This is a genomic window from Bradyrhizobium tropiciagri (assembly GCF_001189845.1).
Lineage (GTDB): Bacteria > Pseudomonadota > Alphaproteobacteria > Rhizobiales > Xanthobacteraceae > Bradyrhizobium > Bradyrhizobium tropiciagri.
In genome coordinates this window covers 21,805-34,136 of record NZ_LFLZ01000088.1, presented here as the reverse complement: position 1 = coordinate 34,136, position 12,332 = coordinate 21,805, and the positions used below count along the sequence as shown (strand labels likewise).

9 protein-coding genes and 1 pseudogene are annotated in these 12,332 nt (G+C 66.2%); 6 read left to right on the top strand and 4 right to left on the bottom strand.

Annotated features, from left to right (window positions below; translation table 11 throughout):
• Positions 1-161: 161 nt before the first annotated feature.
• Positions 162-1,076 (bottom strand): LysR family transcriptional regulator, encoded by a 915-nt coding sequence (locus AKN84_RS39210; protein ID WP_050425729.1) that lies wholly within the window; start codon positions 1,074-1,076, stop codon positions 162-164.
• A 123-nt stretch (positions 1,077-1,199) separates the two neighbouring features.
• Here AKN84_RS39210 and AKN84_RS39205 point away from each other — a divergent pair, with 123 nt between their 5' ends.
• Positions 1,200-2,207, top strand: a complete 1,008-nt coding sequence (locus AKN84_RS39205; RefSeq protein WP_050425728.1) for an aldo/keto reductase — start codon at positions 1,200-1,202, stop codon at positions 2,205-2,207.
• A gap of 216 nt (positions 2,208-2,423) precedes the next feature.
• Here the strand turns inward: AKN84_RS39205 and AKN84_RS39200 are convergent, their stop codons facing one another.
• Positions 2,424-3,224, bottom strand: coding sequence for a HesA/MoeB/ThiF family protein (locus tag AKN84_RS39200; RefSeq protein WP_050425727.1), 801 nt, complete (start codon positions 3,222-3,224; stop codon positions 2,424-2,426).
• A 110-nt stretch (positions 3,225-3,334) separates the two neighbouring features.
• On the opposite strand from AKN84_RS39200, the gene AKN84_RS39195 reads away from it, so the two are divergent.
• Positions 3,335-4,708, top strand: coding sequence for a serine protease (locus tag AKN84_RS39195; RefSeq protein WP_050425726.1), 1,374 nt, complete (start codon positions 3,335-3,337; stop codon positions 4,706-4,708).
• Positions 4,709-4,945: 237 nt separating this feature from the next.
• Here AKN84_RS39195 and ggt read toward each other — a convergent pair whose 3' ends face one another.
• Both ggt and mutM read right to left on the bottom strand, forming a co-directional pair.
• The gene (gene ggt / locus AKN84_RS39190) at positions 4,946-6,625 is read right to left on the bottom strand and encodes a gamma-glutamyltransferase (RefSeq protein ID WP_050425725.1); all 1,680 of its coding nucleotides are present in this window, start codon (positions 6,623-6,625) and stop codon (positions 4,946-4,948) included.
• 38 nt (positions 6,626-6,663) lie between these two features.
• Entirely contained in the window at positions 6,664-7,545 is an 882-nt protein-coding gene (gene mutM / locus AKN84_RS39185; protein ID WP_050425724.1) for a bifunctional DNA-formamidopyrimidine glycosylase/DNA-(apurinic or apyrimidinic site) lyase, read from the bottom strand.
• Positions 7,546-7,685: 140 nt separating this feature from the next.
• Between mutM and ubiE the strand changes: the two are divergent.
• The 4 genes and pseudogenes from ubiE (at position 7,686) to dut (ending at position 11,963) form a co-directional block, all read left to right on the top strand.
• Positions 7,686-8,446, top strand: a pseudogene (ubiE, locus tag AKN84_RS39180) (bifunctional demethylmenaquinone methyltransferase/2-methoxy-6-polyprenyl-1,4-benzoquinol methylase UbiE).
• A complete protein-coding gene (gene ubiB, locus AKN84_RS39175; RefSeq protein WP_050425723.1) occupies positions 8,443-10,017 on the top strand; it encodes a 2-polyprenylphenol 6-hydroxylase in 1,575 nt (524 codons plus the stop codon). Before ubiE ends, ubiB begins: the two are co-directional and overlap by 4 nt.
• A 66-nt stretch (positions 10,018-10,083) precedes the next feature.
• Positions 10,084-11,508, top strand: coding sequence for a bifunctional phosphopantothenoylcysteine decarboxylase/phosphopantothenate--cysteine ligase CoaBC (coaBC, locus tag AKN84_RS39170; protein WP_050425722.1), 1,425 nt, complete (start codon positions 10,084-10,086; stop codon positions 11,506-11,508).
• Entirely contained in the window at positions 11,505-11,963 is a 459-nt protein-coding gene (gene dut, locus AKN84_RS39165) for a dUTP diphosphatase (RefSeq protein ID WP_050425721.1), read from the top strand. Before coaBC ends, dut begins: the two co-directional genes overlap by 4 nt.
• Positions 11,964-12,332 lie beyond the last annotated feature (369 nt).

Genomic DNA, 12,332 nt, shown 5'->3' with positions numbered 1-12,332 from the left:
CAGCTCACATGAAGCGAAGCGGAATGTGAGCTGGGGTGGGATGATCTCTCAACACGGGCAGCGTTCGCGTGGAGGGACCGTCCTCGTCGCTCATTTCATTCGCGCCGATCCCAGAGCGAGCTTCGCTCGTCTCGACCCCTCCAGGGGAGGATAAGAACCATCTACCTGGTCTTCCGCCGCGCCTGCTTGCGCCAGTCGGCGACGAACGACACGAAGGCAGCGAGCGCCGGTGGCGGCTGGCGGCGGCTCGGGTAGTAGAGGAACGGGCCGTCGAATGGCGGGCACCAGTCGTCGAGCACGCTGACGAGCGTGCCGGATTTGACGCCGTAGCGGACGTAGCCCTCGAAGGTCGCCCAATAGCCGACGCCGTCATGGACCGCGCGCAGCGCGAGGCCGAGATGGGTCGCGGTCAGCTTGGCCGGCGGTGAAATCTTCACCACGCGGCCGTTCTTCTCGAACTCCCAATCGAACATCACGCCGTTGCTGAAGCGGCTGCGGATGCAGGCATGCGCCAGCAGATCCTTGGGATGCATCGGCCGGCCGTGCTTGGCGACATAGTCGCTCGACGCCACCACCGCGTAGCGCTGCGGCGCGCCGAGCGGGACCGCCACCATGTCCTGCGCCAGATGCTCTCCATAGCGCACGCCAGCGTCATAGCCCTGCGCGACGATATCGACGAACGCACTCTCGGAGACGACGTCGAGATCGACCTGCGGATATCTGGCGAGGAACGGCGCGATCATCGGCGCCAGCACCAGATCGACCGCGGGCGGCGGCGCGTTGATGCGCAGCCGCCCGGACGGCTCGGCGCGCAGGCCGCGCACCTCGGTGATCGCGTCGGCGACATTGACCATGGCCGGCGCGACGCGGGCGAGCAGCAGCTCGCCGGCCTCGGTCAGCGATACGCTGCGGGTGGTGCGGTTCATCAGGCGGACGCCGAGCCGCTCCTCCATGTCGCGCAGCCGCTGGCTGAGGCTGGACACCGAGACGCGCTGCTCCAATGCGGCACGCCGGAAGTTGCGCGTGCGCGCCACCGCCACGAAGGCGTCGAGGTCGCGAAGGTCGAGATCCTGCATTGTTCGATATAGTGAACAACCCATTCGAGATTGTCCAGCTTATCCCGAAACGCAGGTCGGCCCATATCAGCCTCGCGATTTTGGCGGCGCGATCGCACGCCGCGACACGCAGGGAACACCACCATGGATACACGCAAACTCGGTTCCACCGGCCCCACCGTCTCGCAGATCGGCCTCGGCTGCATGGGCATGTCCGATTTCTACGGGCCGAGCGATCGCAGCGAGAGCATCGCCACCATCCATGCCGCGCTCGATGCCGGCATCACGCTGCTCGACACCGGCGACTTCTACGGCATGGGCCACAACGAGATGCTGATCGGCGAGGCGCTGAAGAGCCGCAGCCGCGACAATCTGCAGATCAGCGTCAAGTTCGGCGCGCTGCGCGACCGCAACTACGGCTTTCTCGGTTATGATTGCCGGCCCAATGCCATGAAGAATTTCGTCGCCTATTCGCTGCAGCGGCTCAGCGTCGATCACATCGACATCTACCGCCCAGCGCGGCTCGATCCCAATGTGCCGATCGAGGACACGGTCGGCGCGATGGCCGACATGATCAAGGCCGGCTGGATCAAGCATATCGGGCTATCGGAGGTCGGTTCCGACACCATCCGCCGCGCCCACAAGGTGCACCCGATCGCCGATCTGCAGATCGAATATTCGCTGATCTCGCGCGGCATCGAGACCGGCATCCTGAACACCTGCCGCGAGCTCGGCATCGGCATCACTGCCTATGGCGTGCTGGCGCGCGGGCTGATCAGCGGGCACTGGTCGAAGAACCACGCGGAGGCGAAGGATTTTCGTCTGCTGAGCCCGCGCTTCCAGGCCGGCAATATCGACACCAACCTTGCGCTCGCGGATCGGCTGCGCGGCATCGCCGGCGAGATCGGTGCCTCGCCGGCGCAGGTCGCGATCGCCTGGGTCGCGGCACAGGGCACGGACATCGTGCCGCTGGTCGGCGCGCGGCGGCGCGAGCGGCTGACCGAAGCGCTCGGCGCGCTCGATGTGAAGCTGACCGCGGCGCATCTGGCCGCGCTGGCCGACGCATTTCCGCCCGGCGCGGCCGCCGGCGGACGCTATCCGGAGGAGCACCTCCGGCACATGGACAGCGAGAAGCCTGCGACCGCGTCCTAGATCGGGATGAAGTTAGGTTGAATAGGTTCGGCCACGAACACGATTCACCTCTCCCTTGGGAGAGGTCGATTTCCGCAGCAAATCGGGGTTACGGTCTATCGAGAGAGCAAGAACCCTCACCCGGATTGCTCCGCAATCCGACCTCTCCCCGGCGGGGAGAGGTGAACCGAGGGCGCGTCAGGCCGATTTAATCAAAATTCATCCCGCTTTGGCGAACTACCGATGCCCGCTCAGATCAGTGATCACGGCTGCATCACCATTGAGCGGGTTCTGCGGATCGCGCGCGTAGCGCAGGGTTTCGAACCGCATCGCGCGCGCATCCACCATCAGGAGACGGCCGACCAGCCCCTCGCCGAAGCCGACGATCTCGCGGATCGCCTCGAGCGCCATCATCGATCCCATCAGCCCGGCGAGCGCGCCCATCACGCCGGCCTCTGCGCAGGCCGGCACGGTGCCCGGCGGCGGCGCCTCCGGGAACAGGCAGCGATAGGTCGGGTTGAAGACGCCTTCCGCATTCTTCTCATGGGCGCGGATCGTGGTCAGCGAGCCGTCGAACTGGCCCAGCGCGGCCGTAATCAGCGGCCGCTTCGCGAGGAAGCAGGCATCGGCGACGAGATAGCGGGTCTCGAAATTGTCGGAGCCGTCGAGCACGAGATCGTAATTTCCGATCAGCGCCATCGCATTGTCGGCGGTGAGTCGCACCGGATGCGCCTCGAACGTCACATGCGGATTGAGCGCGTGGATCTGCGCCGCCGCGCTGTCGACCTTGCGCTTGCCGATGTCAGTGGTCGCATGGATGATCTGGCGCTGCAAATTGGAGAGCGAGACGATGTCGTCATCGATCACGCCGAGACGGCCGACGCCGGCGGCAGCCAGATACATCAGCACCGGCGCGCCAAGGCCGCCGGCGCCGATCACCAGCACCGACGCCTGCTTCAGCGCATTCTGGCCGGGGCCGCCCACCTCGCGCAGCACGATGTGGCGGGCATAGCGTTCAAGTTCATCGGCACTCAGCATCTTGATGTCCTGCGCGCTGTTCCCTGAACCGGAGCGCGGTTGTTGCCGACCAAGCAGATGTGCTTAATTGCGTCGACGTCAATGGTTTCAGTCTTTTCCCCGGATTTGTCATGAGATTGATGCTTTCGGCAACATTGATGGTCGCGGCCGTGACGGTTGGCGGCATGGGCGGTGCGCATGCCCAGTTGACGCCGCCATCGACGGCCGGGGCCAAGCCGAAGACCGTGACGACGGTGCCGATCCGACCCGCGCTGCAGAAGCCCGAGGATACCGCGAGCGCGATGGCGCAGGCCGAGCGGCTGGCGCTGCAATCCGACCTCGCCTGGGTCGGCGAATATAACGGCGCCATTACCGGCGACGTCAGCGAGCGCATGGTCAATGCCATCAAGGAATTCCAGAAGAACCGCGGCGGCAAGCCGACCGGCGTGCTGAACCCGCAGGAGCGCGGCGTGCTCGCCGACACCGCGCGGCGCAAGCAGGAGAGCGTCGGCTGGCGGATCGTCACCGAGCCCGCCACCGGGGCGCGGCTCGGCATTCCCACCAAACTGGTGCCGCAGCTCACCAGTGACGCCTCCGGCGCCAAATGGACCTCGCCGACCGGCACCGTTCAGGTGCTGCTGACCCGGCGCAAGGAGGCGAGCCCGACCACCGCGAAGCTCGCCGAGCAGGAGAAGAAGGAGCCGGCCGGCCGCACCATCGACTACACCGTGGTGAAGCCGGATTTTGTCGTGCTGTCGGGCATGCAGGGGCTGAAGAAGTTCTATCTGCGCGGCACCTTGAAGGGCGACGAGGTCCGCATCCTCACCATCCTCTACGACCAGGCGATGCAGACCACCGTCGAGCCGGTGGTGATCGCGATGTCGAGCGCCTTCAACGCATTTCCGTCTGGCGTGCAGGCCGGCCCGCCGCCGCGCAAGACCGTCGAATATGCCACCGGGATCGTGGTCAGCGACGATGGCGCGATCATAACTGACCGTGTGGCGACCAGCGACTGTATCGCCCTGACGATCCCGGGTTACGGCAGTGCCGACCGGGTCGCCGACGACAAGGATCACGATCTCGCTCTGCTGCGGATCTACGGCGCGCGCGGATTGAAGCCGCTCGATATCGCAGGCCAGGCGACGCGGACCGCGCTCGACATCACCGGCATCGCCGATCCGCAAAACCAGGGCGGCGGCGCGGCCGCGAGCAGCGTCAAGGCGTCGGTGGCGCAACTCGGCGGCAGCGATCAGGCGCTGTCGCCGCCGCCTGCGCTCGGGTTCTCCGGTGCGGCAGCGCTCGACGGCGGCGGCAAGTTTGCCGGTATCGCATTGCTGAAGCCTGTCATCGTTGCGGGCCCCGCAAACGCGGCACCACCGGCGCAGGCCACGCTGGTGCCGGCCGACACGGTGCGCAATTTCCTGAAGGCGCATGGCGTCAATGCTCCGGGCGAATCGGCGGACGCCAAGGCCGCCGTGGTCCGCGTGATCTGCGTCAGGAAGTAACTCAAGCCGTCATCGTCCGCGCGTGCGGGTGATCGGAGAGTCCTGTGATTCAGCCACCACTCTTCCCAGACGTCGTCCTGGCGAAAGCCAGGACCCATAACCACCGCACTCAGCGATGAAACCGGATCGCGGCCCCAGCGTCGCACAACAATGAGACTAGGGGTAATGGGTCCTGGCTTTCGCCAGGACGACGTTGAGGATGGTGCTCGGTTCACTTGTCAAACAGCGCAGTCCGCGTCACCTCAACGCGAACCGCACGCCCGCCCGCGCGAGACCCCCGGCGATGCCGACCGGCGTGCCGTCGGCGCGCCAGCAGGCTGCGCCGGACATTGTGCCATCGGCGTGGAACTGGATCGCGTTCATGCCGCCGGCGACCGTCGGCACGACTTGCACCTTGTGGCCTTTCGCTGACAGCGACGCTCGCACAGCCTCCGGCACCGCCTGCTCGACCTCCAGCGCATTGCCCTCGGTCCACACCCGCGGCGCCTCGACCGCTTCCTGCAGGTCCATACCGTGATCGATCAGATTGATCAGCGCCTGCATCGCGCTCGGGAAAATGCGCTTTCCGCCGGGCAGGCCAAGTGCGTAAACCAGTTTGCCGTCGCGCAGCGCCATCATCGGCGACATCGAGGTGGTGACGCGCTTGCCTGCTGCCAGCGACAGCGCGTGCCCTGGCCGCGGATCGAACAGGTTCATGTAGTTGTTCGGCACGGTGCCGAGGCCCGGGATCAGGATCTTGGCGCCGAACAGATTGTTGATGGTCTGGGTGGTCGCGACCACATTGCCCATCGCATCCGCCGCCGTCATGTGCGTGGTGTGCGCGCTTTCGAGCTGGGTGACGCCGGCGCCCCACGCCTGCGCGCGGTCGGGATCGATCGCCCGGCGGCGTTCCTCGGCATAGGCCTTCGAGGTCAGCTGCTCCACCGGCACGTTGATATAGGCGGGATCACCGCTCGCAGCCTCACGATCGGCAAAGGCGATCTTCAGCACCTCGGCAAGATAGTGGATCGTCTCGGCCGTGCCGAAGCCGAGGTGGGCGATGTCATAACCTTCGAGGATGTTGAGCATCTCCGTGATATGCACGCCCGATGCAGCGGGCGGCGGGGGCCCGAGGATCTCCCAGCCGCGATAGTCGCACCGGATCGGTTGCCGCTCGACGGTCTTGTAGGTCGCAAGATCATCCTGCGCGATGAAGCCGCCGTTTCGCTTCATGTAGTCGACCAGGATGTCGCCGAGCGGCCCCTGGTACAGCGCGTTGTCGCCATGGTCGGCGATGTATTTCAGCGTCTCGGCATACTCCGCCTGCACCACGCGCTCGCCGGGCTTCAGCGGCGTGCCATCAGGCAGATAGATCGCCGAGATCGGCTTGTCCTTCAGCATCTCCTCGGCGCCGTCGGTGATGCATTCATGCAGATAGGGCGTCGCCGCATAGCCGCGCGCGGCATGCTTGATCGCGGGCTGCATCACGTCGGCAAGGCTCATAGTGCCGAAGCGGCGCAGCGTTTCGCACCACGCCTTCAGCGAGCCCGGCACCGCGACCGCCTTCGGCCCGTTCAGATTCTCGTTGCCGACGGTGTCGAACACGTCATGCGCCGAACCGGGCTTCGAGGTGTAGGTATCCGGCTTCACCGCCTGCGGCACCGTGCTCTGGCCATCGATGAAGCGATGGCTGCCGTCGGCGAGACGAATATGCGCCATGCCGCCACCGATGATGCCGACCATCATCGGCTCGACCACGGTCAGCGTGAACAGGGTCGCGATCGCCGCATCGATCGCATTGCCGCCGGCAGCTAGCATCTCGGCGCCAGCAGCCGAGGCCAACGGATGATTGCTTACCACCATGCCGCGGCTGCTGGTCGCCGGCTGCTTCTCGCACTGAAAGCTTGTCGCGGCGCGATCGCGCCAGTTGCCGTTCATGATCGGCTCTCCCCTTTGTTGTTGTTTTTGCCTTGTTGTTATTTCTGGCACTTCGGGCACCAGAACGTCGAACGACCGTTCTGGGTGAAGCGCCTGACGATGCCCTCGCAGCCAGAGGTGCGGCATGTCTCGCCTTCGCGGTCGTAGACTTGGAACGAATGCTGGAAATAGCCGAGATCACCGTTGGTCAACCGATGGTCGCTGATCGAGGAGCCGCCAGCCTTGATCGCCTGGTTGAGCACCGAATGGATCGCATCGACCAGCCGTTTGGCGTGGTCGGTGGGCTCGGCCTTCTTGGTCGCAAGCGTCGCGGCCAATCGCCGCGGCGACAGATGCGAGCGAAACAGCGCCTCGCAGACATAGATGTTGCCAAGTCCCGCCACCACGCGCTGATCGAGCAGCGCCGCCTTCAGGCTGGTCTTCTTGTTGTGGCAGGAGCGTGCCAGCATCGCCGCGCCGAACTCGTTGCCGAGCGGCTCGGGACCGAGCCCCTTCAACAGCGGTTCATCCTCGATCGCGTTGCGGGGGATAATCTTCATGTAGCCGAAGCGCCTGGGATCGTTGAACACGACAGCGGCGCCCGACGACATGTGGAACACGACGTGATCATGCGCTCGATCGTCGCTGCGCGGATGGTGAAATTGCCCCGGTGCCGCCGCACCCTCCTGCTTCAGCACGCGGAACGAGCCCGACATGCCGAGATGCATCAGCAACACGTCGCCGGAATTCAGGTCCGCCATCAAATATTTGGCACGGCGGCCGAGCCCGGTGATGGTCTGGCCCTCGAGCCGGGCGATAAAGTCTTTTTGAAACGGAAACCGCAAATCCTTGCGGCGGGCCTCGGCCTTGAGGATTTTGGAGCCTTCCATGGCCGGTTGCAGGCCGCGGCGGACGGTCTCGACTTCGGGTAATTCCGGCATGGCAGGCATTCACCTTTTGGAAGTGACGTGATAGCGCCATTGCGGCCGCCGCGCTATGGTTTGGCTGGAGCGTTTTCGAGCGAAGCGGGCCCCGGTTCGCGTGAAGACAGCGCGACCAAAAAGGGTAAGAGTTCTGAGTGATGGATCGGCCGGATCAAACCACCCATTTCGGCTTCAGGGACGTGCCCCTGGGCGAGAAGCAGACGCTGGTGAACGACGTGTTTCACAGCGTGGCACAGCGCTATGACTTGATGAACGATCTGATGTCGGGCGGCCTGCACCGGGCCTGGAAGGACGTCATGATCACAACGCTCGACCCGCCGAAGGGCGACCGGCCGTTCGCGCTGCTCGACGTCGCCGGCGGCACCGGCGACATCTCGTTCCGGGCCGCCAAGGCGCGGGCAGCGGCTTCCATGCCACGGTCTGCGACATCAATACCGACATGCTCGCCGTCGGCCGCGAGCGCGCCACCAAACAGCACCTCGATGACCGCGTGTCGTTCGTCGAGGGCAATGCCGAGGCGCTGGGCTTCGCCGACCGTTCGTTCGACGCCTACACCGTCGCGTTCGGCATCCGCAACGTGCCGCAGATCGAGCTCGCGCTGCGCGAGGCCTACCGGGTGCTGAGGCCCGGCAGCCGCTTCCTGTGCCTGGAATTCTCCACCGTCGACGTGCCCGGCCTCGACAAGATCTACGATCTGTTCTCCTTCAAGGTGATCCCGCCGCTCGGCCGCGCCGTCACTGGCGACGCCGAATCCTATCAATATCTCGTCGAGTCGATCCGCAAATTCCCGCGGCCGAACGCGTTCGCCGAGATGATCGGCGCCGCCGGCTTTGCCCGCGTGAAGTGGCAGAGCCTCTCCGGCGGCATCGTGGCGCTGCATTCGGGCTGGCGTTTGTGATCTCTGCACTGTCCCACATTACGCGCCTTGGCCGCGCCGGTTTCGTGTTTGCGCGCGAAGGCGTGTTCGGCGTCGTCGATCCCGCGCTGGTGCCGCCGCCCGGGCAGCTCGCGCTGAAGCTGGCGCGGCTGATCGAGCGCCGCGACGGCAAGTCAGGTCCACGGCTGTCGCGCGCGCTGACGCGGCTCGGGCCGGCCTATCTCAAGCTCGGGCAATTCCTCGCCACCCGGCCCGACGTGGTCGGCGTCGCGATGGCACGCGATCTCGAAGCCCTGCAGGACCGGCTGCCGCCGTTCGCGCAGGAAGAGGCCGAAACCGTCATCACGCAATCGCTGGAACGGCCGCTGGCGCAGGCCTTCGTGCATCTCGGTCCCGCGGTGGCCGCGGCCTCGATCGCGCAGGTGCATCGCGGCGAGGTCGAGCGCGACGGCGTGCGGCAGCAGGTTGCGGTCAAGGTGCTCCGGCCCAACGTCGCGGCGCGCTTCCGCCGCGACCTCAGCGACTTCTTCTTCGTCGCGCACAAGGCGGAGGCGCATTCCGCCGAAGCGCGGCGCCTGCGGCTGATCGAGGTCATCAACACGATGTCGCGCTCGGTCGCGATGGAGATGGACCTGCGGCTCGAGGCGGCCGCGCTGTCCGAGATGGCCGAGAACACGCGCGACGATCCCGACTTCCGCGTGCCCACGGTGGATTGGGACCGCACCGCGCACAGCGTGCTGACGATGGAGTGGATCGACGGCATCGCGCTGAACGATCATGCGCGCCTCGCAGAAGCCAAGGTCGACCTGCCCGATCTCGGCCGCAAGGTGATCCAGAGCTTCCTGCGCCACGCGCTGCGCGACGGCTTCTTCCATGCCGACATGCATCCGGGCAATCTGTTTCTCGACGAAGCCGGACGGCTCGTCGCGGTCGATTTCGGCATCATGGGGCGGCTCGGGCTGAAGGAGCGGCGCTTCCTCGCCGAGATCCTGCTCGGCTTCATCACCCGCGACTATCGCCGCGTCGCCGAGGTGCATTTCGAGGCCGGCTACGTGCCGGGCCATCATTCGGTGGAGAATTTCGCGCAGGCGATCCGCGCCATCGGCGAGCCGATCCACAATCGCACCGCCGAGGAAATCTCGATGGCGAAGCTGCTCACGCTTCTGCTCGAGGTCACCGGCCTGTTCGACATGCAGACGCGGCCTGAGCTGATCCTGCTGCAGAAGACCATGGTGGTGGTCGAGGGCGTGGCGCGCGGCTTCGACCCCAAGCTCGACATCTGGAAGATCGCCGATCCCGTGGTGCGCGAATGGATCACGCAGAATCTCGGTCCGGCCGGACGCATCCAGGGCGCGATTTCGGGTGCGGGCGAGCTCGGCCGCGTCCTCGCCAATTTGCCGTCGATCGCCAGCCGCGCCGTGACCGTGCTCGAGCAGCTGGAGACCATGACCCGGGAGGGCCACATGCTGTCGTCGGACTCGATCGACGAAATGGCCCGCGCCGAGGCCCGCAAAGCGCGGGTGCAGACCGTCGGCCTCTGGGTCATTGCCATCGCCTCGATCGCAATCTTCTTCGCCATCCGTGCGCACTGATTGCAATGCATGCACCGTGTGATAGCATCGCTATCATTGTTGAAGCATGATGCCTGAGGGCGTGCCATGGCCAGCCTGACCATCCGCAAACTCGACGACGCGCTGAAGAGCTATCTGCGGCTTCGCTCCGCCAAAAACGGGCGCTCGGTCGAGGAGGAGGTCCGGGTCATCCTCAGGGAGCTCGCAGACGGCGGTACGGAGCCCGCGGAGGCGCTTGGGGCGGGTTCCCTGACCGTTGCAGCCCCCGCTCCGCAGCCCGCCGGCGCGGCCGGCGAGCCCAAGGTAACCCTGATCATCGGCGGCGGGATCGCGGCCTACAAGGCGCTGGATCTGATCCGGCGGCTCAAGGAGCGGCGCATCCAGGTCCGCTGCGTGCTGACCAAGGCGGCCCAGCAATTCGTGACCCCGCTGGCCGCCAGCGCGCTGTCGCATGAGCGCGTCTACACCGACCTGTTCGACGCCGAGAGCGAATTCGATGCCGGCCATATCCGCCTGGCGCGGGAGTGCGACCTGATCGTGGTGGCGCCGGCGACCGCCGATTTGATGGCCAAGATGGCGCAGGGCCACGCCGACGACCTCGCCACCGCCACGCTGCTGGCGGCCAACCGGCCGATCCTGCTGGCGCCGGCGATGAACCCGCTGATGTGGAACAATCCGGCCACCCGCCGCAACGTGCTGCAGCTTCGCCGTGACGGCGTCCACACCGTCGGCCCCAATGCCGGCGAGATGGCGGAAGCCGGCGAGGCCGGGATCGGGCGGATGGCGGAGCCAACCGAGATCGCCGCTGCCGCCGATCGCATGCTGCGGCCGCCGCAGCCGCGTCCGCTCGCCGGCAAGCGCGTGCTGATCACGGCCGGGCCGACCCATGAGGCGATCGATCCGGTGCGCTATATCGCCAACCGCTCGTCCGGCAAGCAGGGCTTTGCCATTGCCGCCGCCGCCCGCGCCGCCGGCGCCGAGGTCGTGCTGGTGACCGGCCCGGTCGAGCTCGACGACCCCCAGGGCATCTCGGTGATGCGCGTGGAATCCGCGCGCGACATGCTGCACCGGGTCGAGGCCGCGCTGCCGGTCGACGTCGCGATCTTTGCCGCCGCGGTCGCCGACTGGCGGGTCGCCAGCGAAGGCAGCCAGAAGCTGAAGAAGACCGCGGCCGGCATGCCGCCGCTGCAGCTGGTCGAGAACCCCGACATCCTCGCGACAATCTCCAAGCTGAAGGAGAAGCGGCCGCCGCTGGTGATCGGTTTCGCCGCCGAGACCGAACATCTGATCGAGAACGCCAAGGCGAAGTTCGCGCGCAAAGGCTGCGACTGGATCGTCGCCAACGACGTCTCGCCGGCGACCGGCGTGATGGGCGGCGACCGCAATACCGTTCACCTGCTCTCCCGCGAGGGCAAGGATGTCACCGTCGACTCCTGGCCCGTGATGACCAAGGAAGAAGTCGCGACCGCGCTGGTGTCGCGGATCGCAAGAGAAGTAGGAACCGCATCGTGAGCGCCACCATCAAGGTCGAAGTCCACCAATTGCCGCACGGCGCAGATCTCCTGCTGCCGATCTACCAGACCGCCGACGCAGCCGGGCTCGACCTGTTGGCCGCGGTACCGCGGTCGGCGCCGTTGCTGCTGCTGCCGGGCCGCTACGAGATGGTTCCGACCGGGCTGACGATCGCGCTGCCGCCGGGCTACGAGGCGCAGGTCCGGCCGCGTTCCGGCCTGGCCGCCAAATATGGCGTCACGGTGCTGAACTCGCCCGGCACTGTTGACGCCGACTATCGCGGCGAGATCAACGTGCTCCTGATCAATCACGGCCATGAGGTGTTCTCGATCCGGCGCGGCGAGCGCATCGCGCAGATGGTGATCGCGCCGGTGACCCGGGCCGAGCTGGTTCCGGTCGACGTGCTGTCGTCAACCGAGCGCGGCGGCGGCGGCTTCGGCTCGACCGGACGCTAGGAGATAACTGTACTTCGAATCGAGCAGCGGGCTCCGCTTCACCTCGCCCCGCTTGCGGGGAGAGGTCGAACGCATCGTCAGATGCGTTCCGGGTGAGGGGGAGCCTCCGCAAACGCAGCTGTCACCGAATACGCGGAGACGGCCCCTACCCCTACCCTCTCCCCGTAAGAACGGGGCGAGGGAGATCCGAGAAGTGTGCGGACCGCCTCCGCGAGATCACGCTTCGCGCGCGCTCTCCGCACGATTACGGAGTCAATTCGCGTAAAATCCACACCAGCGGCCGCATTTTTTCACAGCGGATTCTGCGTTCACGGTCTGGACTCTTACTCGCCGAGTCCCGTTGGGACTATTCTGGATTGATTCGAGCGC